This window comes from Enterobacter sp. LM3, from assembly GCF_046622475.1.
Lineage (GTDB): Bacteria > Pseudomonadota > Gammaproteobacteria > Enterobacterales > Enterobacteriaceae > Enterobacter > Enterobacter cloacae_P.
In genome coordinates this window covers 136,698-158,871 of sequence record NZ_JBJURN010000002.1, presented here as the reverse complement: position 1 = coordinate 158,871, position 22,174 = coordinate 136,698, and the positions used below count along the sequence as shown (strand labels likewise).

Annotated in this window: 22 protein-coding genes and 3 tRNA genes; 15 read left to right on the top strand and 10 right to left on the bottom strand. The window is 51.1% G+C overall.

All coding sequences use genetic code 11. The features are described 5' to 3' along the window. Positions 1-51 precede the first annotated feature (51 nt). From fliT to fliD, 3 genes are read right to left on the bottom strand one after another with little or no spacing between them, the layout of a single operon-like run. The gene (gene fliT / locus ACJ9N4_RS02885; RefSeq protein WP_182271883.1) at positions 52-423 is read right to left on the bottom strand and encodes a flagella biosynthesis regulatory protein FliT; all 372 of its coding nucleotides are present in this window, start codon (positions 421-423) and stop codon (positions 52-54) included. Next, the gene (gene fliS / locus ACJ9N4_RS02880; protein WP_182271882.1) at positions 423-833 is read right to left on the bottom strand and encodes a flagellar export chaperone FliS; all 411 of its coding nucleotides are present in this window, start codon (positions 831-833) and stop codon (positions 423-425) included. The genes fliT and fliS overlap by 1 nt, the downstream gene beginning before the upstream one ends. Before the next feature lie 30 nt (positions 834-863). Then, positions 864-2,273 (bottom strand): flagellar filament capping protein FliD, encoded by a 1,410-nt coding sequence (gene fliD / locus ACJ9N4_RS02875; protein WP_182919852.1) that lies wholly within the window; start codon positions 2,271-2,273, stop codon positions 864-866. A gap of 269 nt (positions 2,274-2,542) precedes the next feature. Here fliD and ACJ9N4_RS02870 point away from each other — a divergent pair, with 269 nt between their 5' ends. The 8 genes from ACJ9N4_RS02870 to sdiA all read left to right on the top strand — a co-directional run bounded on the left by ACJ9N4_RS02870 (position 2,543) and on the right by sdiA (position 9,694). Continuing rightward, complete coding sequence (locus ACJ9N4_RS02870; RefSeq protein ID WP_182271880.1) at positions 2,543-3,841, top strand: FliC/FljB family flagellin; 1,299 nt, start codon at positions 2,543-2,545, stop codon at positions 3,839-3,841. A gap of 163 nt (positions 3,842-4,004) precedes the next feature. Next, positions 4,005-4,724, top strand: a complete 720-nt coding sequence (locus tag ACJ9N4_RS02865) for an RNA polymerase sigma factor FliA (protein ID WP_181619939.1) — start codon at positions 4,005-4,007, stop codon at positions 4,722-4,724. A gap of 54 nt (positions 4,725-4,778) precedes the next feature. Then, complete coding sequence (gene fliZ / locus ACJ9N4_RS02860; protein WP_182271879.1) at positions 4,779-5,330, top strand: flagella biosynthesis regulatory protein FliZ; 552 nt, start codon at positions 4,779-4,781, stop codon at positions 5,328-5,330. 86 nt (positions 5,331-5,416) lie between these two features. Next, on the top strand, positions 5,417-6,217 hold the full coding sequence (gene tcyJ / locus ACJ9N4_RS02855) for a cystine ABC transporter substrate-binding protein (RefSeq protein WP_182271878.1): 801 nt from the start codon (positions 5,417-5,419) through the stop codon (positions 6,215-6,217). 106 nt (positions 6,218-6,323) lie between these two features. Next, the gene (gene dcyD, locus ACJ9N4_RS02850) at positions 6,324-7,310 is read left to right on the top strand and encodes a D-cysteine desulfhydrase (protein ID WP_182919854.1); all 987 of its coding nucleotides are present in this window, start codon (positions 6,324-6,326) and stop codon (positions 7,308-7,310) included. 21 nt (positions 7,311-7,331) lie between these two features. Further along, the gene (gene tcyL, locus ACJ9N4_RS02845) at positions 7,332-8,000 is read left to right on the top strand and encodes a cystine ABC transporter permease (protein ID WP_013096022.1); all 669 of its coding nucleotides are present in this window, start codon (positions 7,332-7,334) and stop codon (positions 7,998-8,000) included. After that, positions 7,997-8,749 (top strand): L-cystine ABC transporter ATP-binding protein TcyN, encoded by a 753-nt coding sequence (gene tcyN / locus ACJ9N4_RS02840; protein ID WP_182919855.1) that lies wholly within the window; start codon positions 7,997-7,999, stop codon positions 8,747-8,749. Before tcyL ends, tcyN begins: the two co-directional genes overlap by 4 nt. A 222-nt stretch (positions 8,750-8,971) precedes the next feature. Next, the gene (gene sdiA, locus ACJ9N4_RS02835) at positions 8,972-9,694 is read left to right on the top strand and encodes a transcriptional regulator SdiA (RefSeq protein ID WP_182274535.1); all 723 of its coding nucleotides are present in this window, start codon (positions 8,972-8,974) and stop codon (positions 9,692-9,694) included. Between the two features lie 66 nt (positions 9,695-9,760). On the opposite strand, the gene ACJ9N4_RS02830 is transcribed toward sdiA, so the two are convergent. Then, positions 9,761-9,985, bottom strand: coding sequence for a DUF2594 family protein (locus ACJ9N4_RS02830; RefSeq protein ID WP_182271874.1), 225 nt, complete (start codon positions 9,983-9,985; stop codon positions 9,761-9,763). 468 nt (positions 9,986-10,453) lie between these two features. Between ACJ9N4_RS02830 and uvrY the strand changes: the two genes are divergently transcribed. The 7 genes from uvrY to ACJ9N4_RS02795 all read left to right on the top strand — a co-directional run bounded on the left by uvrY (position 10,454) and on the right by ACJ9N4_RS02795 (position 15,000). Further along, complete coding sequence (gene uvrY, locus ACJ9N4_RS02825) at positions 10,454-11,110, top strand: UvrY/SirA/GacA family response regulator transcription factor (RefSeq protein WP_182271873.1); 657 nt, start codon at positions 10,454-10,456, stop codon at positions 11,108-11,110. Then, positions 11,107-12,939, top strand: coding sequence for an excinuclease ABC subunit UvrC (gene uvrC / locus ACJ9N4_RS02820; RefSeq protein ID WP_196390169.1), 1,833 nt, complete (start codon positions 11,107-11,109; stop codon positions 12,937-12,939). The genes uvrY and uvrC overlap by 4 nt, the downstream gene beginning before the upstream one ends. 56 nt (positions 12,940-12,995) lie before the next feature. Further along, positions 12,996-13,544 carry a CDP-diacylglycerol--glycerol-3-phosphate 3-phosphatidyltransferase gene (gene pgsA, locus ACJ9N4_RS02815; protein WP_006176115.1) on the top strand — a complete coding sequence of 183 codons (549 nt, stop codon included), beginning with the start codon at positions 12,996-12,998 and terminating at the stop codon, positions 13,542-13,544. Between the two features lie 152 nt (positions 13,545-13,696). Then, positions 13,697-13,772 (top strand) — tRNA-Gly (locus ACJ9N4_RS02810). Positions 13,773-13,823: 51 nt separating this feature from the next. Beyond that, positions 13,824-13,897 (top strand) — tRNA-Cys (locus tag ACJ9N4_RS02805). 11 nt (positions 13,898-13,908) lie between these two features. After that, a tRNA-Leu gene (locus tag ACJ9N4_RS02800) sits at positions 13,909-13,995 on the top strand. A gap of 321 nt (positions 13,996-14,316) precedes the next feature. Further along, the gene (locus ACJ9N4_RS02795; protein WP_182919858.1) at positions 14,317-15,000 is read left to right on the top strand and encodes a DUF2076 domain-containing protein; all 684 of its coding nucleotides are present in this window, start codon (positions 14,317-14,319) and stop codon (positions 14,998-15,000) included. A gap of 496 nt (positions 15,001-15,496) precedes the next feature. Here the strand turns inward: ACJ9N4_RS02795 and ACJ9N4_RS02790 are convergent, their stop codons facing one another. From ACJ9N4_RS02790 to ACJ9N4_RS02765, 6 genes are all read right to left on the bottom strand, one after another. Next, positions 15,497-16,540 carry a sensor domain-containing diguanylate cyclase gene (locus ACJ9N4_RS02790; protein WP_182919859.1) on the bottom strand — a complete coding sequence of 348 codons (1,044 nt, stop codon included), beginning with the start codon at positions 16,538-16,540 and terminating at the stop codon, positions 15,497-15,499. A 464-nt stretch (positions 16,541-17,004) separates the two neighbouring features. Then, on the bottom strand, positions 17,005-17,721 hold the full coding sequence (locus ACJ9N4_RS02785) for an ABC transporter ATP-binding protein (RefSeq protein WP_411500223.1): 717 nt from the start codon (positions 17,719-17,721) through the stop codon (positions 17,005-17,007). Next, positions 17,718-18,593 carry an ABC transporter ATP-binding protein gene (locus ACJ9N4_RS02780; RefSeq protein ID WP_411500222.1) on the bottom strand — a complete coding sequence of 292 codons (876 nt, stop codon included), beginning with the start codon at positions 18,591-18,593 and terminating at the stop codon, positions 17,718-17,720. Before ACJ9N4_RS02780 ends, ACJ9N4_RS02785 begins: the two co-directional genes overlap by 4 nt. After that, positions 18,590-19,879 carry a high-affinity branched-chain amino acid ABC transporter permease LivM gene (gene livM, locus ACJ9N4_RS02775; protein WP_182271867.1) on the bottom strand — a complete coding sequence of 430 codons (1,290 nt, stop codon included), beginning with the start codon at positions 19,877-19,879 and terminating at the stop codon, positions 18,590-18,592. The genes ACJ9N4_RS02780 and livM overlap by 4 nt, the downstream gene beginning before the upstream one ends. 11 nt (positions 19,880-19,890) lie before the next feature. Then, positions 19,891-20,805: an ABC transporter permease subunit gene (locus tag ACJ9N4_RS02770; protein WP_182274534.1), complete on the bottom strand. Its 915-nt coding sequence runs from the start codon at positions 20,803-20,805 to the stop codon at positions 19,891-19,893. A gap of 100 nt (positions 20,806-20,905) precedes the next feature. Beyond that, complete coding sequence (locus ACJ9N4_RS02765; RefSeq protein WP_182274533.1) at positions 20,906-22,027, bottom strand: branched-chain amino acid ABC transporter substrate-binding protein; 1,122 nt, start codon at positions 22,025-22,027, stop codon at positions 20,906-20,908. Positions 22,028-22,174: the final 147 nt, after the last annotated feature.

Here is a 22,174-nt window from a genome sequence, read left to right as displayed (position 1 = left end):
AATAAATGCCTGGCGAACGACGCGAGAGGAGTTCGTTCGCCAGTAAAGTGGCTAACTGACTTCAGGATTACCTTGCGGAACCAGAACGTGACCGCCCTGGTTGCTGTAGGTCGACAGAACGGTTTTTTGCATGGAGGATTGACCCACCAGCTTTGCCAGCTCATCCATTCTGGCTTGCAGCAACGTTTTAACCTGACTTTCATTATCCAGAATCACCCGTAGCGTCGGACGAAGCTGCTCCTGCAATTGTGCGGAAGGGGCGGTTTCCTGAGTGAGTCTGGCCAGAGAGTGCACCGCATTAACATAATCGGTTTCACAGGTGATGAGATCATCCCATAACCCCTGACGAGCAAGTCGCAGCATCAACTGGCTCTGCTCAAGGAGTTGTTGATAGAGAGAATAAAGTTGCGGTGCATTACTCATTAGACGGCGTCCTGAATCAGTTGTGGCGAACCGGCAACCTCCTTCCAGCCGTCAGCGATATTGCGCAGCAAGATTTCCACCTCTTCGATGGCGCTGGCATCATTATTCACGTTGGCATGCAGGAGTCGTCTTACCATATAGGCATAAAGGGCAATCAGATTTTGTGTCAGCTCATCACCATTCCCTTCAACCAGGCCGATTTTGAGCCCGTTTTCGATAATGTTGATGGCTTTTGAAAGCGCCAGCCCTTTTGCCGGGATATTGCCGTCCTGCAGAAACAGACGCGCGCGTACCAGCGCGCTGAGGGCTCCATCAAATAGCATGATAACCAGCTGATGCTGGCTGGCGCTCATCACCGCGCTTTCAACTTCTATTTTTGCGTAGGCTTGCGTGCCTTTTGCGCCGTACATGTTATCCCCCTCGGGTCTGGTTAGCGTTTACTACTTGCTTGACGAGCTGGTATCAAACTGCTGCGTCAGGTAGCTGCTGGTGTTGTTCAGCGAGGTCATCATGATGTCCAGTTGGGTAAACTGGGCTTTATACTGTGCAACTGTCGCATCGATGCGATCGCTCACGGCGTTGTACTGATCCGTCAGCTTGTTCAGCGTTTTGCTGACACCATCTTTTGCTGCCTGAATAATGCCTTTGCTGGACAGCCAGTCAGTCATGTGAGTCGCCATGTTGGTAGTGATACCGGTGGTTTTACCGTCACCCACCACCAGGTCTTTCACAGCCTGCGAGTTATTGGTCAGCGCAGTTTGCAGCTTGGTGTTGTCCAGCTGCAGCTTACCGGTAGACGGATCGGAGGTAATGCCCACCTGCGACAGCGTTTTATAGGCCGTTCCACCTACTGAGGTGCTCAGCATGGTTTTCAGCTGAGTCTGAATCGTACGCAACGTGCTGTCACCCAGCAGAGCACCGTTGTTGGCATCCTGCGTGGAACCTACATCCACTGCCGTATACTTGGTCAGCGCGGCAAAGCTGTCCTGCAGGGTGTTGTAGGCATCAACCCATGCTTTAATCGTGGTTGATGCTTTAGACGTATCCTTGCTGATCGTCAGCGTCTGGTTACCGCTCGTCACATCGTTCAGGTTCAGGGTGATATCTTCCAGCGCATCACTGATAGTGTTGCTGCTGTTTTCGATATCAACGTTGTTAACCTTCAGCTTTGCGTTTTGCGCGGTCACGCTTTCGCTCATACCGTTGCTGGCGTCGGTATTGGTACCGTTGTAACCCATGAAGGACTGCAGGGCACTGTCACCACTTACGCCAATGCTAACGGCATTTGCAGAACCGGTATTGGTTGAGGTAATGGACAGACGGTACTGACCATTGCCAACGTTGATAATACTGGCGCTCACACCCGCTTCAGCTTTGTTGATCGCATCGCGGATACCGGTTAACGATGAGTTTGCTGCGCTGATGCCGATGCTTACCGGCGGTTTACCATTACCGGCGGTAAAGGTGATTGTGCTGTCAGCCGAAGCGATAGCGGTTGTGTTATCCGCCCGGGTATTTTTCGTGGTCAGCGTCTGCGCCTGTGCCAGCTGTGACACGCTGATGGTGTATTTCCCGGCAATCGCACTCCCGGTCGTGGTTGCACTAAACGCGGTGGTGCTGCTTGCCGTGCTGGTCGCGGTAAACAGGTCGGCGTTATTTAGCGCGGTGTTGGCCGTCTGAAACGCTGCCAGCGAACTATTTAACGTGCCGTAGGCGCTGAGCTTGGCGGTATAGGAGGTCTGCTGTTTGGAGATCGGCGTCAACTGTGCTTTTTCCGCAGTCGTCAGGCTATCCAGAATGTCCGCTAACTTTAGGCCCGAACCGATTCCCAATGATGAAATACTTGCCATATTTATTCCTTAATGTATCGACACGTAGAACGAATAATGGGGTTATCGGCCTCAACAGGGGAAAGTTTACGATTAATTTCTTTTTTCTAATGGCAGGAATAAGGCATATAGAGAAGAGTATTTCCGTGGCTAAAAAAATTATCGAGATCCTGAAAAAAAATCTAAAGGTTGTTTTGGGGCAGACGATAACACCTTTGACGGCGATGAAGCCGAAGGGTGGAAACCCAAATCTAACCAAACAGATTTGATGAACAACAGGAAACGTAATCATGGCACAAGTCATTAATACCAACAGCCTCTCGCTGATCACTCAGAACAACATCAACAAGAACCAGTCTGCTCTGTCTTCTTCTATCGAGCGTCTGTCTTCCGGTCTGCGCATCAACAGCGCAAAAGATGATGCTGCGGGCCAGGCGATTGCCAACCGCTTCACGTCTAACATCAAGGGTCTGACTCAGGCTGCACGTAACGCAAACGACGGTATCTCTCTGGCGCAGACCACTGAAGGCGCACTGTCTGAAATCAACAACAACTTGCAGCGTGTTCGTGAACTGAGCGTTCAGGCAACTACCGGTACTAACTCCGCTTCTGACCTGACTTCAATCCAGGACGAAATCAAATCCCGTCTGTCTGAAATCGACCGTGTATCTGGTCAGACTCAGTTCAACGGCGTGAACGTACTGGCTAAAAACGGTTCTATGGCGATTCAGGTTGGCGCGAACGATGGCCAGACCATCAACATCGACCTGCAGAAAATCGACTCTTCTACTCTGGGCCTGGGCGGTTTCTCTGTATCTCAGAACTCCCTGAAACTGAGCGATTCTATTACTCAGATCGGTGATACCAGTGCAGCGTCTCTGAACGTTAACCTGAGCACCGTTGCTACTACTCTGGGCGTGAACGCAAGCAGCCTGAGCCTGCACGAAGTTCAGAACAACGCTGGTGCAGGTACCGGTACATTTGTAGTGAGCTCTGGCAGCGATAACTACGCTGTATCTATCGACAAGGCTACTGGTAATGTTAACCTGAACACCACTAAAGTCACTTATGATGACTCTGCAAACGGTGTTACTGGTGCGGTGCAGAACGGTCAGCTGATCAAAGTGACCTCTGATGCTAACGGCGCAGCTGTAGGTTTCGTCACCATCCAGGGTAAAAACTATCAGGCTGGTACTACCGGTGTTGACGTTCTGGTGAACAGCGCGGCAGCAGCTCCAACGACTGGCGTAGCTACCGGTACTCTGCAGCTGAGCGGTGCAACTGCAACGGCAGAACTGAAAGGTACTGCGACTCAGAACCCACTGGCTCTGCTGGACAAAGCTATCGCTTCTGTAGACAAACTGCGTTCTTCTCTGGGTGCGGTACAGAACCGTCTGAGCTCTGCTGTAACCAACCTGAACAACACCACCACTAACCTGTCTTCTGCTCAGTCCCGTATTCAGGACGCCGACTATGCGACCGAAGTGTCCAACATGTCTAAAGCGCAGATCGTTCAGCAGGCGGGTAACTCCGTGCTGTCTAAAGCTAACCAGGTTCCTCAGCAGGTTCTGTCTCTGCTGCAGGGCTAATTGCCTGAATAAGCTCAAACCCCGCTTCGGCGGGGTTTTTTTCCGTTAAAATTTGCCTGTAACCCCTAAATAACCCCTCATTTCACCCACTATTCACCCAATTAAAACCCCTGCAGAATCGGATAATCATGCCGATAACTCAATTAACGCAGGGCTGTTTATCGTGAATTCACTCTATACCGCTGAAGGTGTAATGGATAAACACTCGCTGTGGCAGCGTTATGTCCCGCTGGTGCGTCACGAAGCATTGCGCCTCCAGGTGCGTTTGCCGGCGAGCGTGGAACTGGACGATCTGCTACAGGCGGGCGGTATCGGGTTATTGAATGCAGTTGACCGATACGACGCTCTGCAAGGAACGGCATTTACTACTTACGCAGTTCAGCGTATTCGTGGTGCGATGCTGGACGAGCTGCGCAGCCGCGACTGGGTGCCGCGCAGCGTTCGCCGCAACGCGCGCGAAGTGGCGCATGCGATGGGGCAGCTGGAACAGGAACTGGGACGTAACGCGACGGAAACTGAAGTAGCGGAACGTCTTGGCATTGCTGTTGAAGAGTATCGTCAGATGTTGCTCGACACCAATAATAGCCAACTCTTCTCTTATGACGAGTGGCGTGAAGAGCATGGCGATAGCATCGAGCTGGTGACGGATGAGCATCAGCAAGAAAACCCGTTACACCATTTACTGGAAGGTAATCTACGCCATCGCGTCATGGAAGCGATTGAAGCTTTACCCGAACGTGAACAACTGGTGTTGACCCTCTATTACCAGGAAGAGCTTAACCTCAAAGAGATTGGCGCTGTTCTGGAAGTGGGTGAATCGCGGGTGAGCCAGCTGCACAGTCAGGCCATTAAACGCTTACGGACGAAACTGGGTAAGTTATAGGTGATTGATTCATCTGAAAAATGCCGCACAACGTATTGACAACCAGGAGTTATCATGACGGTGCAGCAATCTAAAAGACGGCCTTTAAGCCGCTACCTGAAAGACTTTAAACACAGCCAGACGCATTGCGCCCACTGTAACAAGTTACTCGATCGTATCACGCTGGTTCGTCGCGGTGAAATCGTTAATAAAATTGCGATTTCTCGTCTCGACACGTTGATGGATGAAGCCGCATGGCTCGAAGAGCAAAAAGAGTGGGTGGCGCTTTGCCGTTTCTGTGGCGATCTTCACTGCAAAGAACAAAGCGATTTCTTCGATATCATCGGCTTTAAACAATTCCTGTTTGAACAAACGGAGATGAGTCATGGCACTGTACGCGAATATGTGGTTCGCCTGCGTCGTCTTGGCCAGCATCTGACCGTACAAAACATTTCTCGCGATCTGCTTAAAACTGGGTATCTGGATGAGAATCTGGAGCCGTGGTTGCCTGCAACCAGCACCAACAACTACCGTATTGCGCTGCGCAAGTATGCACAATATAAGGTACAAATGCCCGGTGCTGTAGAGCAGAAAGTCCACGCCGGAACAACTTCTGATATATATTAAAAAGGAATAAGATGTAGCGCAGTTGCCTTTGACGTTGCAGGCGATTTCACTACACTACTCAAAAATTCCACTATATCGGGGTACTTATGAAATTAGCACTTCTGGGTCGTCAGGCGCTGATGGGCGTAATGGCCGTTGCGCTGGTCGCGGGTATGAGCGTGAAAACGTTTGCGGCAGAAAACCTGCTGAATAAAGTGAAAGAGCGCGGCACATTGCTGGTCGGGCTGGAAGGAACCTATCCTCCGTTCAGCTTCCAGGGTGATGACGGTAAACTGACCGGTTTCGAAGTGGAATTTGCACAGGAACTGGCGAAACATCTCGGCGTGCAGGCATCCCTGAAACCCACTAAATGGGACGGCATGCTGGCATCGCTGGATTCCAAACGTATTGATGTGGTGATCAACCAGGTGACCATTTCTGACGAGCGTAAGAAGAAATATGATTTCTCTACGCCGTACACTGTGTCTGGTATTCAGGCGCTGGTGAAGAAAGGCAACGAGGGCACCATTAAGTCCGCTGCTGACCTGAAAGGTAAGAAAGTGGGCGTCGGCCTGGGGACGAACTACGAAGAGTGGCTGCGCCAGAACGTTCAGGGTGTGGATATCCGCACCTATGATGATGACCCGACGAAGTACCAGGATCTCCGTGTTGGCCGTATCGACGCCATTCTGGTTGACCGTCTGGCCGCGCTGGATCTGGTGAAGAAAACGAACAATACCCTGGCGGTGGCTGGTGATGCATTCTCTCGCCAGGAGTCGGGTGTTGCAGTGCGTAAAGGTAACGAAGATCTGGTGAAAGCCATTGATGCCGCCATTGCGGATATGCAAAAAGACGGCAGCCTGAAGGCACTCTCTGAGAAGTGGTTCGGGGCTGACGTGACTAAATAAGTCTCTGACGATAAAAAAAGGCGCTTTTAAAAGCGCCTTTTTTATTTCTGGCACGACAACGTGCATAATAAAAATAATACATAAAAACAGCGTTACCGGAGGATCCATGTCACTACAGAATTTAACGCGTTTTCCCCGTCTGGAGTTTATCGGTGCACCGACGCCGCTGGAGTACTTACCGCGGTTTTCTGATTATTTAGGACGCGATATTTTTATTAAGCGTGATGACGTGACGCCAATGGCGATGGGCGGTAACAAGCTGCGCAAACTGGAGTTCCTCGCGGCCGATGCGCTGCGTGAAGGTGCGGATACGCTGATCACCGCAGGAGCAATCCAGTCTAACCACGTTCGCCAGACGGCTGCAGTTGCGGCAAAACTCGGGCTGCACTGCGTGGCGCTGCTGGAAAACCCGATCGGCACGCGCGCGGAAAATTACCTGACCAACGGCAACCGCCTGCTGCTGGATCTGTTTAATGTACAGGTCGAAATGGTTGATGCTCTGACTGACCCGGCTGCACAGCTCGGGGAGCTGGCCACGCGGCTGGAAGCGCAGGGGTTCCGTCCGTATGTCATTCCTGTGGGCGGCTCGAATGCGCTGGGGGCGATGGGGTATGTGGAAAGTGCGCTGGAAATTGCCCAGCAATGCGAAGGTGCTGTCAGTTTGTCCTCCGTGGTCGTCGCTTCTGGCAGTGCGGGTACGCACGCGGGGCTGGCTGTCGGCCTGGAACAACTACTGCCGGATGTGGAGCTTATTGGCGTGACGGTATCCCGCAGCGTTGCGGAGCAGAAGCCGAAAGTGGTGACTTTACAGCAGGCGGTGGCAGAGCAGCTGGAGCTGAAGGCGAAGGCGGATATTGTACTCTGGGATGACTATTTTGCACCGGGCTATGGCACGCCAAATGAAGAGGGGATGGAAGCCGTGAAATTGCTGGCGCGCCTCGAAGGGATCCTGCTTGATCCGGTCTATACCGGCAAGGCGATGGCGGGTCTTATTGACGGTATCGCGCAGAAACGCTTTAAGGATGAAGGGCCGATTTTGTTTGTTCACACCGGCGGGGCACCTGCGCTGTTTGCCTACCATCCTCACGTTTAAAAGTCAGGTCGAAAAATAATAATGCAAGAAAGTATTCAACTGGTTATTGATTCGCTACCGTTCCTGCTCAAGGGGGCGGTGTTTACGTTACAGCTCAGTATCGGCGGGATGTTCTTCGGTCTGGTGCTCGGGTTTGTGCTGGCCTTAATGCGTATGTCGCCCGTCTGGCCGGTACGCTGGCTGGCGCGTTTTTATATCTCTGTGTTTCGCGGTACGCCGCTCATCGCTCAACTCTTTATGATCTACTACGGTTTACCGCAGTTTGGTATTGAGCTTGATCCGATCCCGGCGGCAATGATTGGGCTGTCGCTGAATACCGCGGCGTACACCTCGGAAACCCTGCGGGCGGCCATCTCGTCTATTGATAAAGGGCAATGGGAAGCTGCGGCCAGTATCGGTATGACACCGTGGCAAACGTTGCGTCGGGCAATCCTGCCACAGGCGGCGCGCGTGGCCTTGCCTCCGCTCAGCAACAGTTTTATTAGCCTGGTGAAAGACACCTCGCTGGCGGCAACGATCCAGGTACCAGAGTTGTTCCGTCAGGCGCAGCTTATCACTTCGCGCACGCTTGAAGTGTTCACCATGTATCTGGCGGCCTCGCTGATTTACTGGGTGATGGCGACGGTGCTGTCTGCGTTGCAAAACTACTTTGAAAACCAGCTTAACCGCCAGGAGCGTGATCCGAAATGAGTGCTATCGACGTTAAAAACCTGGTGAAAAAGTTCCACGGGCAAACGGTGCTCCACGGAATCGATCTTGAGGTTGAGCAGGGCGAAGTGGTGGCGATTATTGGGCCAAGCGGCTCAGGAAAAACGACGCTGCTGCGCAGCATCAACCTGCTTGAACAGCCTGAGGGCGGAACGATTCGGGTGGGGGATATCACTATTGATACCGGTAAGTCTATCAACCAGCAGAAGGGGTTAATTCGTCGTCTGCGTCAGCACGTTGGCTTCGTTTTTCAGAACTTCAATCTGTTCCCGCACCGGACGGTGCTGGAGAACATTATTGAGGGGCCGGTTATCGTGAAAGGTGAGCCTAAAGACGAAGCAACGGCGCGAGCGCGCGAACTGCTTGCTAAGGTAGGGCTGGCGGGTAAAGAAACCAGCTATCCGCGCCGTCTGTCTGGGGGGCAGCAACAACGCGTGGCGATAGCCCGTGCGCTGGCGATGCGCCCTGATGTGATCCTGTTCGATGAACCAACCTCGGCGCTTGATCCAGAACTGGTGGGCGAGGTGCTGAATACTATCCGCCAGCTGGCGCAGGAAAAGCGCACGATGGTTATCGTAACCCACGAAATGAGCTTTGCCCGTGATGTTGCAGACCGGGCTATTTTCATGGATCAGGGACGGATTGTGGAGCAGGGGCCAGCGAAGCGTTTATTTGCAAACCCACAGCAGCCGCGAACCCGTCAGTTCCTTGAAAAATTCCTCATGCAGTAGCATTTTTACGTTAATTTGCTCCAGGTTTGTTTTCTGGAGCAAATTATTCTCCTGTTATGTCTCTTCTTCTGTTTTTTAATTCCGCTAACTTCGGTTAAACCGCATTAAAACTAAAGTTAATTGTAATAATGCCGATATTTCGTAGTAAGAAAGAAGTTTTATGTGTTAGGTTATATTCACCATAATAATGATTATCTTTATCAGAGGTTTTATTCACTAAGTATGAGGGATTCAGACTTTTTCAACTGGCGACGGGAATGCTTCCTCCGGTTTCAGGCGTTGACCTGTGCCGACGAGGTATATCAGGAACTCCAGCTGCAAACGCAGGCACTCGAGTTTGATTATTTCGCTCTCTGCGTGCGCCACCCCGTGCCATTTACGCGCCCCAGGATTTCAGTACATTCCAGTTATCCGCAACAATGGATGGCGCAATATCAGTCAGAGAATTATTTTTCCATCGATCCGGTACTGAAGCCGGAGAATTTCATTCAGGGGCATTTACCCTGGACTGATGAATTATTCGCAGATGCCCAGGAATTATGGGACGGTGCGCGCGATCACGGTTTACGTAAGGGAATAACACAGTGCCTGATGCTGCCTAATCATGCACTTGGCTTTCTGTCGGTTTCTCGTACGAGTGTACTGGCAAATTCGTTAGCCAACGAAGAAATAGAGTTGCGGCTGCAAATGCTGGTGCAAATGGCCTTAACGTCTCTGCTTCGTTTTGAACATGAAATGGTGATGCCGCCTGAAATGAGGTTCAGCAAACGTGAGCGGGAAATTCTGAAATGGACCGCAGAAGGGAAAACCTCTGCAGAGATAGCAATCATTCTCTCAATCTCTGAGAATACGGTTAACTTCCATCAAAAGAATATGCAGAAGAAATTCAATGCGCCAAACAAGACGCAGATAGCCTGTTATGCAGCGGCGACGGGATTGATCTGATTAGACAAAATGTTCTGCGTGCCAGACGAAATAACGGCTGAATGCATCGCATCCAGCCGTTTTTTTTCACTGACGGTAAGCTTGTTTAATTTGCTTAACGGTATTGGCAAATACCGCGGATTCAGCCTGGCCTTCCATCTGCGCGATTTGTTTTTCCATCTTAATGATCACACGACCAGCATCAGCCTGGCCCATAGCCTGCAGCATGAGCGTCAGCAGTGCTTTCAGGCAGTTTACTTCCTGTGCCAGTTCCTGGTTATTCTCTGCAGTGGCAAAATCAGGTGTGCTCATTTATTTTCCTCATTATTAAACAGCGCTTGAGCGCGACGATGAAAGTTAAGGCGGCGGAGTATACCACAAGCTGAACCAAAAAATGCAGTGGTTGTTTTTTGTACTTTCCCGTCAGGTGTTTATTTGCGTAAACATGGCAGCGGAGTAAAGTGAACAACTGTTTATCAGCTATTAATTGTTTATCACCGGTTCGCTTGTCGTTAATTATTGTTACAAAAAGTTGAGAGTTGTTCTTTTTGCTGATGATGCCAGCGGTTTTTTGTAACGTTTTGAATGCAGATGCTTAAAAATAGCTGCAAAAGCGCTGGCTGTGCGGGTTTTCTTTCCACCCTCTGTACAGGCTAATTTCCAAAAACGAGAGCAAAATCGAAGCGTCGGGTTTTTAGCGTTTTAATCTTGCGGTGAAAACCGTTAATATAAACCAAATTAGCAGTCAGTAGCGTTATCCCTATTCTGGAGACATTTCCTTTGATCAACGTCCTTCTTGTTGATGACCACGAACTGGTGCGCGCAGGGATACGACGCATTCTTGAAGACATAAAGGGTATCAAAGTTGCCGGTGAGGCGTGCTGTGGCGAAGACGCGGTGAAGTGGTGTCGCGCTAACTCGGCAGACGTTGTGCTGATGGATATGAACATGCCCGGTATTGGTGGGCTTGAAGCAACGCGTAAAATCGCCCGCACGTTTGTTGATACCAAAGTCATCATGCTGACCGTGCATACTGAAAACCCACTGCCCGCGAAAGTTATGCAGGCGGGAGCAGCCGGTTACCTGAGTAAAGGCGCGGCACCACAGGAAGTGGTCAATGCTATCCGTTCTGTGTTTGCCGGGCAGCGTTATATTGCTTCCGACATTGCTCAACAAATGGCGCTGAGCCAGATTGAACCGGAGAAAACGGAATCACCGTTTGCCAGTTTGTCTGAGCGCGAATTGCAGATTATGCTGATGATCACCAAAGGTCAGAAGGTGAATGAGATCTCAGAACAACTGAATCTCAGCCCCAAAACGGTGAACAGCTATCGTTATCGGATGTTCAGTAAACTGAACATCCACGGCGACGTCGAACTGACTCATCTGGCCATTCGTCATGGTCTGTGCAATGCGGAGACGTTAATAAGTCAGTGAGTGATGTGTTCGATTCAAAAGCATTTCTGAAAACCGTCACCAGCCAGCCAGGCGTCTATCGCATGTATGACGCTGGCGGTACGGTTATCTACGTGGGGAAGGCGAAAGATCTCAAAAAACGCCTTTCCAGTTATTTCCGCAGCAACCTTGCCTCCCGTAAGACCGAAGCGCTGGTCGCACTCATCCAGACTATTGATGTCACCGTTACGCATACGGAGACAGAAGCGCTGCTGCTTGAGCATAACTATATTAAGCTGTATCAGCCGCGCTATAACGTCCTGCTGCGCGATGATAAGTCCTACCCGTTTATCTTCCTGAGCGGTGATACTCACCCCCGGCTCGCCATGCACCGTGGTGCAAAACATGCAAAGGGAGAGTATTTCGGACCGTTTCCTAACGGTTATGCGGTGCGTGAAACTTTGGCGCTGCTGCAAAAAATCTTTCCGGTTCGCCAGTGTGAAAACAGCGTCTACCGTAACCGCTCCCGCCCGTGCCTGCAGTACCAGATTGGTCGCTGCCTGGGGCCGTGCGTTGCCGGTCTGGTGAGCGAAGAAGAGTACGCGCAACAGGTTGAATATGTGCGTCTGTTTTTAGCCGGAAAAGATGACCAGGTATTGACCCAACTGATCGCCCGTATGGAGAAAGCCAGCGCGGCGCTGGAATTTGAAGAGGCCGCGCGTATACGCGACCAAATCCAGGCAGTACGCAGGGTGACCGAGAAACAGTTCGTGTCGAATACCGGCGACGATCTCGACGTTATTGGCGTTGCCTTTGACGCCGGGCTGGCCTGCGTGCATGTGCTGTTTATTCGCCAGGGCAAAGTGCTTGGCAGCCGCAGCTATTTCCCGAAAGTCCCTGGCGGTACCGAGCTGGGTGAAGTGGTCGAAACCTTTGTCGGTCAGTTCTACCTGCAGGGAAGCCAGATGCGCACGCTGCCGTCGGAGATCCTGCTTGATTTTAATCTCGACGACAAAACCTTGCTGGCCGATTCGCTGTCTGAACTGGCTGGCCGTCGGGTTAATGTACAAACCAAACCGCGGGGCGACCGTGCGCGTTACCTGAAACTGGCGCGCACCAACGCGGCGACAGCACTTACCACCAAACTTTCCCAGCAATCGACGGTCAGCCAGCGGTTAACCGCCCTGGCAACGCTCCTGAAACTGCCGGCCGTCAAACGCATGGAATGTTTCGACATCAGCCACACGATGGGCGAACAGACCGTGGCTTCCTGCGTGGTGTTTGATGCGAATGGTCCGCTGCGTGCCGAGTATCGTCGCTATAACATCACGGGGATCACGCCGGGCGATGATTATGCGGCAATGAACCAGGTGCTGCGTCGCCGCTATGGTAAAGCCATCGAAGAGAGCAAAATCCCGGATGTCATTCTTATCGACGGTGGGAAAGGGCAGTTGGGGCAGGCTAAAGCGGTGTTTGAATCGCTGGATGTGGTCTGGGATAAAAACCATCCGTTGTTGCTCGGGGTGGCGAAAGGGGCAGATCGTAAAGCCGGGCTGGAGACATTGTTCTTCGAACCGGAAGGTGAAGGCTTTAGCCTGCCGCCGGATTCCCCCGCGCTGCATGTGATTCAGCACATTCGTGATGAATCACACGATCATGCGATTAGCGGGCACCGCAAAAAACGGGCGAAAGTAAAAAATACCAGTACGCTGGAGACGATTGAAGGCGTTGGGCCAAAACGCCGCCAGATGCTGCTGAAATATATGGGCGGATTGCAAGGATTACTCAACGCCAGCGTGGACGAAATTGCAAAAGTGCCGGGTATTTCGCAAGGGCTGGCAGAAAAGATCTACTACTCGTTGAAACATTAAGGGCTCTGTAGCAACATAGAGCTAAATTTTACTGACAACAGACAGTTACCGTCATTATGCGATTTAATATCCCTACGTTGCTCACTCTCTTTCGCGTCGTGCTCATCCCATTCTTTGTACTGGCATTTTATCTGCCGGTTGTCTGGGCTCCGTTTGCCTGTGCGCTGATTTTCCTGGTTGCCGCCGTTACCGACTGGTTTGATGGTTATCTGGCGCGTCGCTGGAATCAAAGCACCCGCTTTGGGGCGTTCCTTGATCCAGTGGCCGATAAAGTGATGGTCGCTATCGCGATGGTGCTGGTGGCTGAGCATTATCATACCTGGTGGGTGACGCTGCCTGCGGCAACCATGATTGGCCGCGAGATAATCATCTCTGCCCTGCGTGAGTGGATGGCGGAGCTGGGTAAACGCAGCAGCGTGGCGGTATCCTGGATCGGTAAAGTTAAAACAACCGCGCAGATGGCGGCTCTGGTCTGGATGCTGTGGCGTCCAAATGCCTGGGTTGAGTGGGCGGGTATTGGTTTGCTGTGGGTTGCCGCAGTGCTGACGCTGTGGTCCATGCTGCAATATTTGAACGCTGCGCGCGGAGATTTGCTTGAACAGTGATCGTTTCGCCGTAAATTTCAGCAAACGATCCAGGGATGTAAAAAATAACGTTGACTCAAAACGTCATATCAGTAGAATGCAACGCATCGAACGGCGGCACAGTTAGCCGGACGATAATGAAATCAAGTGGTTAGCTGTTAACTTGATGACATGCGGGAATAGCTCAGTTGGTAGAGCACGACCTTGCCAAGGTCGGGGTCGCGAGTTCGAGTCTCGTTTCCCGCTCCAGATTAAATGCATCGGCAATTGCGGGTGCTGGTTGAAAGACAAAAGATTTAAGGCGCGTTAGCAAAGCGGTTATGTAGCGGATTGCAAATCCGTCTAGTCCGGTTCGACTCCGGAACGCGCCTCCACTTTCTTCCCTGGCCGGATGGTGGAATCGGTAGACACAAGGGATTTAAAATCCCTCGGCGTTCGCGCTGTGTGGGTTCAAGTCCCACTCCGGCTACCATGGGAAACAAAGAATAAAATCAATGATAAGCAGTGTCGTGAAACCACCGAAAGGTGGTTTTTTTGTGCCTCCAGTCTGGGCGCTATTGCAACTGTGAAAAATGGTTACCTGCTTTTCATCCCACCAATAGGTGTAATGTCAGTCACTTAAGGTGACTGGCATTGTGTTTAAAAGGGTATTTGGATTTTTTTCGCCTCGAAAGTAGGGCGAGTTTCAGCTAACTTGCAACCAATATTAAACAAACATTTCGCTCGCCAGACACAGGTTGTCGCCGCTGATAAACTAGATGGCATCCACCCTGGAGAGCGGAAGGTTATTGTCATGCAATATGAAGAACAACAGCTTATCAACGGCCTTTTCGAACGTCTGAAACAGACCGGACAACAAAACAGCCAACGGGATGCAGATGCAGAGCGTCAGATCGCGGAATTCGTCAGACAGCAGCCTGCGGCCCCCTATTATATGGCGCAATCGATTTTGATTCAGGAAGCGGCGCTGAAACGCCTGCAGGCCCGGGTTCAGGAGCTTGAAAGCGAATTAGCCGCGCAAAAAAGCAAACCCTCGACGGGCGGCAGTTTTCTCGGCGGCCTGTTTGGTGGTGGGAAAAGCAGCCCGCAGCCGGACAATAGCTGGAATGCCCAGCCGCAACAGCCACCAGCGCAGGATTATTCACGGGCGTCAGCGCCGGCTTCGGCTCCTCGCGGCGGCGGTTTTATGGCAGGCGCGCTCCAGACAGCCGCTGGTGTGGCCGGTGGCGTCGTGCTGGCCGAGATGCTGACCAGTATGTTCCATCAGTCGCGGCCGGAAGAGATCGTGAACATCATCGAAGAACCGACAACACCCGCCGGTGGTGAGCCGTTTGTCGGTAATCAGTACGGCGACTTTAATAATGTCTCTGACACCCGTTTCCTCAACCAGGATGATCCGTTCGGCAATAATAACGACACCTGGCAGAACGACGATGCAGATGACGACTACAGCAATGATGACGACAGTTTTATTTAACGACGTTAACGCTGGATAGAAAAAGAGGCCTTACGGCTAATGCCAGTCACTTAAGGTGACTGGCATTGTGTTTAAAATCCCTCGGACTTCGCACTGTGTGGGTTCAAGTCCCACTCCAGCTACCATGGGAAACAAAGAATAAAATCAATGATAAGCCGTGTCGTGAAACCGCCGAAAGGTGGTTTTTTTGTGCCTGAAATCCACATCCAGCGCTCACGGGGCACAATCTCCACTCTGGTTATTTCGTGCGAGTCCGTCAGGCAGGCAAAACATTGTCCAGCATCATTCTCCCGCGAAGTGAGTCGATGGAAGCCAGGGTTATTTCTCAGACAAATATTTTGACAGAAGAGATTGCGCACAGCCCCGGCTTCAATCGACATAATCAGGTGCTCAGTAAACGGGCTATGATATCCGGGAGAAATTTTATTAAAGATTTAAAAACGAAAGATAAAATTATCGGCAGGCTTTTACACTTATTATTCTATAAATCAGGTGGCTATGTTGAAAATTTAACAATGTTTCTTCCCGAATTTTTTGCATTGTAAAGGGCTTTGTCGGCTCTTGCATAAATATCCTCAATTTGAACGTCACCCTCATGAATTGCGGTGAAACCAATACTGGCAGTACATGTTATAGTTTCATCGAAATATTTTATAGTTATATTTTTTATGAGTTCACGTATTGAGTTGTAGAATGTGTAAGCCGAATTTTGAGATAAATTTGATGAGGTTGCCAGAGCAAATTCTTCACCTCCAATTCGGGCGAAGAAATATCCAGAAGGAATGGTGGATGTTATCTCCAGAGATATTGTTCTGAGTATAACATCGCCAGCGGCATGCCCATAATAATCATTTAGCTTTTTGAAATGATCAATATCCAGTATGCCAAAGAAAAAAGCTTCTCTATCTTTGTTGTAATGATGTATTTTCTCGCTAATGAATTTATTAAACTCACGGCGGTTGGGTACGCCTGTTAAATAGTCTGTTGAAGCAAGTTTATCCATTTCCATTACCTGCAAATGCAAGGAGATGTTTAGAGCGATCCAGTTTGCCAGACACTGCAGCTTCAACGCTTGAGACTTAGTATAATAGTGCTTATTTAAATGGCCTACATTCAGGGTTCCAATACATTTATTTGAAACCAGAAGAGGGGCATCCATGCACGTTTGAATACCATTAGCGAAGAGCATTTTACAATCGATCTCCTGGGATTTTGACAGATTATCACAAATCATTAATTTTCTTTTTGTAAAGGCTCTGCCAACAAATGATTGGTCGATTGGAACTTTGAAGTCAAGAGGTATTGCCTGATTACCAGAAATAGAATACAGTTCTAAATGCTTTTGGTTATTGTAGAGCGTTAAGCTGACTCTGTCAGCATAGAATAAGATATTGACCCATTCTGAGAAAGTGTCCAAAACCATCTTAAGTGATCGAGACTCTGATAGCTTGTGGATAAAAGCTGCTGGCAGGATTATACTATTTTCCTCACCATTTCCCATTAGTAACTCTTGCGGGTCAAATTCTCTTTCGTAATCCATAAGCAATTCCGTAAGTATTTATAGTTATATCAGAATGTAGTGAATGAACTATCTAAATGATTTTGATTGTGCTGAATGTTGCATGTAGTATACCATTTATCTATGGGTTTGCACTCATTTTTCTTATCAATTCCATATGAATAAATGCATGGTGTAATATTACAGTTCAAATTTGCGGGCTACTTTCTTGATACTCTTCTTGCATAATAGATATCAGAATGAATTCATTAACTGTGCTAATAATTCATAATTGCATAGATACGAAGAAATTTAATGATGCACAGTGAAGTGAGAACGAAAACTAATTTCATTATTTTTAATCTGTCTTATGAAGATCTGCGACAGGTGACATAAAACATCACATACTAAAAGAACAGTGTTCAAAAAGAATCTCATATTACAGAGAGTGACTTACTGAGATTGCCTGGTGATTCATTTTACGCTGCAGGGTTTCAGCTTCGCAATTAAACCCCTCCCAGATACGCTTTCCTCACCTCCTGATTTCCCAGTAGTTCTTCGCCGCTGCCACTTAGTCGAATCTGACCGTTCACCATGACATACCCACGATTGGACAGCTTCAGCGCGTGGTGCGCATTCTGCTCCACCAGAAAAATGGTCATTCCATTGCGGGCCAGCTCACGCAGCGTCTGGAAGATCTGTTTCACTACAATCGGAGCCAGGCCCAGGCTGGGTTCATCCAGCAACAGCAGCTTCGGGCGGCCCATTAATGCACGGGCGATCGCCAGCATTTGTTGCTCTCCGCCGGACATGGTCATGGCGCGCTGTTTGCGACGCTCTTTGAGGCGCGGAAACAGGTCGAACATGCTTTGCATATCACTGGTGGCATGCTGGTCCCCGATTGGGATGGTTCCCATCAGCAGATTCTCTTCAACGGTCATATCCGGGAAAATACGCCGACCTTCAGGAGCCTGCGCGATGCCGCCGGAAGCGACATAGTGGGTGGATTTATGGCTGATATCCTCCCCGCAAAAAAGGATCTGCCCGCTACGGATACGGGGTTGCCCAAAAATAGACATCAGTAATGTCGATTTGCCCGCACCGTTAGCACCAATCAGCGCCACGGTTTCGCCTTTATTAACTTCCAGGGAGACCTGCTTCAACGCCTGGATCACGCCGTAGAACACATCCACGTCGCGAAATGCCAGCATCGGTTCACTCATAAATTGACCTCGCTTTCATCGGTACCCAGATAGGCGGCAATCACTTTTTCATCATGCTGGATCTGCTCTGGCTTGCCCTGGGCAATGACGTCACCGTGGTCGAGTACGATAATATTGTCCGAAATCTCCATCACCATTCCCATATCATGCTCAATCAGTAATACCGTGATGTCGTGGTGGTCGCGCAGAAAACGGATGATGTTACTCAGCTTACGCGTTTCAACCGGGTTCAGCCCGGCGGCGGGTTCATCCAGACAGATCATCTCCGGCCTGGTGCACATCGCCCGCGCGATCTCCAGACGCCGCTGTTGGCCATACGACATCTCTCCCGCCAGACGATTCGCGCAATCCACCAGATCCACCACCTCCAGCCAGTAAAATGCCCTGTCCAGTGCATCACTTTCCGCCCGCCGGTAAGCCGGTGTATTCAGCACACCGGCCAGCAGATTACGATTAACGCGCATATGCTGCGCGACCAGCAGATTTTCAACGACCGACATTTCGCGAAAAAGGCGGATGTTCTGGAAGGTGCGCGCAAGCCCCGCGCGATTCACAAGATGGGTACCGCCGAACATTTTGTAGAAAAGACGTTTCCCGAACTGCGCGGGGTTTACCCAGTCGCCTGACTGGAATTTTTGTCCAAGCACCTGAATGACGTTGGTGGTTTGACTTCGCGTATTGAATAATATGCTGCCGCCAGACGCTTTATAGAAGCCGGTCAGGCAGTTAAACACGGTCGTTTTTCCCGCACCGTTTGGACCAATAAGCGCCGTAATCGATCCACGCTGCACCTCAAGATTAACGTCGTTTAATGCCTTAATACCGCCAAAATGCATCATCAGGTGTTCAACGCATAATATCGTTCCGTTCATGGTGCAACACCCTTACGCACGGCAAACCCGCTGCGGTTAATGCGGATCAATCCGCGTGGACGCCAGATCATCATCACCACCATCAACATGCCAAACAGCAAGACGCGGTACTCTGCAAAGCTACGCAGAAGTTCCGGTGTGACGGTAAGCACAAAAGCTGCCAGCACGACGCCCAGCGTTGACCCCATCCCGCCCAGCACCACGATGGCGAGGATCAGTGCGGATTCAAAAAAGGTGAACGAGGTCGGGTTCACAAACCCCTGCCAGGTGGCGAAGAATACGCCTGCAATCCCGGCCGTTGATGCGCCCAGCGTAAAGGCTGAGAGCTTGACCAGAACATGATTTAACCCCATTGAACGACAGGCAATTTCATCTTCCCGTAGTGCCTCCCATGCCCGGCCAATCGGCATGCGCGTCAGACGGTGCTTGATGTAAAGCACCAGCAGCACCACCAGAAACAGTACCGCGTAGATAAAGATAAACTTCATGTTCGGGTTATATGTCAGGTGGAAAAATTCGTGAAACGGCACGCCGCCTTCTTTAGCGCGCCGGCCAAACTCGAGACCGAAGAAGGTGGGAGGAGGAGCCGAGACGCCGTTAGGACCGCCGGTAAAGGCCAGCCAGTTGTTCAGGATCAGGCGGATAATTTCTCCGAACCCGAGCGTCACAATAGCCAGATAGTCACCATGCATACGCAGCACCGGGAAACCAAGCAAGGCACCCGCGGCGGCGGCCATCAGCGCCGCCAGCGGCAACATGCTCCAGAACCCTAATCCCAGATACTGATACCCCAGCGCCAGACCGTACGCGCCAATGGCATAAAAGGCGACATAACCCAGATCCAATAACCCCGCCAGACCCACAACGATATTCAGTCCCAGACCAAGAAGAACATAGATCAGCCCGAGAATGGCAACCGTCAGCACATATTTGGTGGCGACAAAGGGAAAACAGATCGCCAGCGCGATGATCAGGGGGATTATCCAGCGCATGCGGCTCTTGTATTCCGGTGGCCGGACATAAACGCCCGCGCTGTCAGCGTCAAAACGTGCCTGGAAGCGTGCGCCAGCGGGAGTACCTAAAAAGGCGCTCAGCAGAAAACGCCCCAGCATAACGATGCCGACCATCCACGCCAGCCGCTGCCCGGCAAAGTTAAAGCTGTATCCGTCCAGCACCACGCCTGCGATAGGGCCGAAAATAATCAATGCAACCAGCCCGGAAAAAATGGCGTCCAGAATGCAGCGTTTAAGAGAGAAACCATCAGTCGAAACCGCGCGTGATCTCATTGCTTTCTCCCTCACACTTTGGCCACGATGGGCCGACCAAGCAGCCCCTGGGGACGGAAAATCAGGATCATGACCAGTAATCCAAACGAGAACACATCTTTATAATCCGAGTTCACCATGCCGGAGAATTGTGCTTCTGCTACGCCCAGAATCAGCCCGCCGAGCATCGCGCCTGGCAGGGAGCCAATGCCGCCGAGCACCGCCGCCGTAAAGGCCTTGATGCCAATGACAAACCCGACATAAAAATCAAAGGTGCCGTAGTTCATGGTGATTAACACACCCGCCAGTCCGGCCATCGCCGCACCGATGACAAACACCAGGGAAATAATCCTGTCGGTGTTAATGCCCAGAATGGAGGCCATTTTGCGATCCTGCTGTACCGCCCGACACATCCGTCCAAGGCGGGTATTGCTGATTATCCAGGTGAGCAGCAGCATTCCCGCGAACGAGGCGACCAGAATAAAAATTTTGGTGTAGGTTATCTGGACAAAACCTTCACCCAGATGCACGCGGAATACACCATCCAGCATGGTAGGCACCCCTTGCTGGCGCGGCCCCTGGCTTAACTGCGCATAGTTTTGCAGGATAAGCGACATCCCAATGGCGGAGATTAGCGGGGCAAGACGGGTGGAGTTACGTAGCGGTTTATAGGCAATGCGCTCGATAGTCCAGCCGTAGACACCGGTTACCACAATGGTGAAGACCAGCGTGCCGAGGATCAGCAGGGGGAATGACTGCAGGCCGAAGAATGACAGCAGCGCCAGGCCAATGGCACAGAGATAGGCGGAGATCATATACACTTCGCCGTGGGCGAAATTAATCATACCAATGATGCCATACACCATCGTATAGCCGATGGCGATTAATCCGTAGACGGAACCCAGCGTTAAGCCATTGACTAACTGTTGCAGGAAGAATGTACTCATCATCGCGCGCTCGTGTTTTGAGGCCGCGCCTTGCGCGCAGCCTGGTGTTTATTACGCGTCGACAGGCGAACCTGCCGACGTTGAGCGTGACTCCGTCCCGTTACTGCACTTCCTTATATTTCCCTTTGTCGTCCCACTGATACACCACGTAGTCAGAGACTTTCAGGTCACCTTTGCCGTCCCAGGCTTTTTTGCCCATCACCGTATCGACGGAATTGGCTTTCAGCCATTCGCTGGCTTTGGCCGAGTCCTTGCCACCCGTGGCCTTAAAGGCGGCAGCAATCGCCTGAACTGAAGCGTAGGAGTAGAGGGTATAACCTTCCGGTTCGAATTTACCCGCGCGGAATTTCTCGATAACGGCCTTACCGTCCGGGATCAGTCGCGGATCTTTACCAAAGGTCATATAGATACCGTTGGTGTATTGCGGGCCGCCCGCCGCGGTCACCATCTCTTCGTTGACAATACAGTCACCGGAGAAGAACTTCGCCTGCACGCCCTGTTCGCGCATCTGGCGAACCAGTGGGCCTGCCTCCGGGTGACAGCCGCCGAAGAACACCACGTCCGGCTTTTGCGCCCCAATTTTAGTGACCAGCGCGTTAAAGTCTTTTTCCCCGCGTGATAACCCCTCGTACATCACATCCTGGACACCGCGTTTTGCCAGCGCGGCTTTGGTGGCATCCGCCAGACCCTGGCCGTACGTGTCTTTATCGTGGATGATCACCACGCGTTTGGCTTTCAGCTTGTCGATGATGAAATCACTGGCGACCTGGCCCTGCTGATCATCGCGGCCACACATGCGGAACATATCGCTCATGCCACGTTCGGTGATCAGTGGGTTGGTTGAGCCGGGGGTGATGGTAATAATGCCCGCATCGCTATACACCTCAGAGGCGGGCATGGTGGATGAGGAGCAGAAATGGCCGACAACCGCGTTGACTTTTTCCTGGTCGACCAGACGGTTGGCGACCGCGACGGCTTGTTTAGGCTCGCAGGCATCATCCCCCTGAACCAGTTTAATCTTTTCACCGTTGATCCCTCCTGCGGCGTTAATGTCTTCAGCGGCCTGCGTTGCGCCGTGCCAGTATTGATCGCCATAGGTGGCATTGGGGCCAGTAAACGGCCCGGCCACACCAATCACAATATCGGCCTGGGCGGAAAATGCCGTGGCCAGACAACCGGCCAATACAAGAGAAAGAGGACTTCTGATAAGTTTCAGCGACATCATTATGTTCCTTAGCAAAGAGGTTTTTGCACCACGGTAAAAATCCGAACGTCCGGCGGTGCAGCCAATCCAGAAGCAAGAGCGAGAACAAAATAACGAGCTCCAGACAACATCCTGCTTAATACGGCGAGGTTTCCTTGCGCGGTG

What these genes read in the sequence shown, in the direction of transcription:
- fliT (WP_182271883.1), bottom strand. Translation starts at nt 423, where the DNA reads ATGAGTAATGCACCGCAACTTTATTCTCTCTATCAACAACTCCTTGAG.
- fliS (WP_182271882.1), bottom strand. Translation starts at nt 833, where the DNA reads ATGTACGGCGCAAAAGGCACGCAAGCCTACGCAAAAATAGAAGTTGAA.
- fliD (WP_182919852.1), bottom strand. Translation starts at nt 2,273, where the DNA reads ATGGCAAGTATTTCATCATTGGGAATCGGTTCGGGCCTAAAGTTAGCG.
- ACJ9N4_RS02870 (WP_182271880.1), top strand. Translation starts at nt 2,543, where the DNA reads ATGGCACAAGTCATTAATACCAACAGCCTCTCGCTGATCACTCAGAAC.
- fliZ (WP_182271879.1), top strand. Translation starts at nt 4,779, where the DNA reads ATGACGGTGCAGCAATCTAAAAGACGGCCTTTAAGCCGCTACCTGAAA.
- tcyJ (WP_182271878.1), top strand. Translation starts at nt 5,417, where the DNA reads ATGAAATTAGCACTTCTGGGTCGTCAGGCGCTGATGGGCGTAATGGCC.
- dcyD (WP_182919854.1), top strand. Translation starts at nt 6,324, where the DNA reads ATGTCACTACAGAATTTAACGCGTTTTCCCCGTCTGGAGTTTATCGGT.
- tcyL (WP_013096022.1), top strand. Translation starts at nt 7,332, where the DNA reads ATGCAAGAAAGTATTCAACTGGTTATTGATTCGCTACCGTTCCTGCTC.
- tcyN (WP_182919855.1), top strand. Translation starts at nt 7,997, where the DNA reads ATGAGTGCTATCGACGTTAAAAACCTGGTGAAAAAGTTCCACGGGCAA.
- sdiA (WP_182274535.1), top strand. Translation starts at nt 8,972, where the DNA reads ATGAGGGATTCAGACTTTTTCAACTGGCGACGGGAATGCTTCCTCCGG.
- ACJ9N4_RS02830 (WP_182271874.1), bottom strand. Translation starts at nt 9,985, where the DNA reads ATGAGCACACCTGATTTTGCCACTGCAGAGAATAACCAGGAACTGGCA.
- pgsA (WP_006176115.1), top strand. Translation starts at nt 12,996, where the DNA reads ATGCGATTTAATATCCCTACGTTGCTCACTCTCTTTCGCGTCGTGCTC.
- ACJ9N4_RS02795 (WP_182919858.1), top strand. Translation starts at nt 14,317, where the DNA reads ATGCAATATGAAGAACAACAGCTTATCAACGGCCTTTTCGAACGTCTG.
- ACJ9N4_RS02790 (WP_182919859.1), bottom strand. Translation starts at nt 16,540, where the DNA reads ATGGATTACGAAAGAGAATTTGACCCGCAAGAGTTACTAATGGGAAAT.
- ACJ9N4_RS02785 (WP_411500223.1), bottom strand. Translation starts at nt 17,721, where the DNA reads ATGAGTGAACCGATGCTGGCATTTCGCGACGTGGATGTGTTCTACGGC.
- ACJ9N4_RS02780 (WP_411500222.1), bottom strand. Translation starts at nt 18,593, where the DNA reads ATGAACGGAACGATATTATGCGTTGAACACCTGATGATGCATTTTGGC.
- livM (WP_182271867.1), bottom strand. Translation starts at nt 19,879, where the DNA reads ATGAGATCACGCGCGGTTTCGACTGATGGTTTCTCTCTTAAACGCTGC.
- ACJ9N4_RS02770 (WP_182274534.1), bottom strand. Translation starts at nt 20,805, where the DNA reads ATGAGTACATTCTTCCTGCAACAGTTAGTCAATGGCTTAACGCTGGGT.
- ACJ9N4_RS02765 (WP_182274533.1), bottom strand. Translation starts at nt 22,027, where the DNA reads ATGTCGCTGAAACTTATCAGAAGTCCTCTTTCTCTTGTATTGGCCGGT.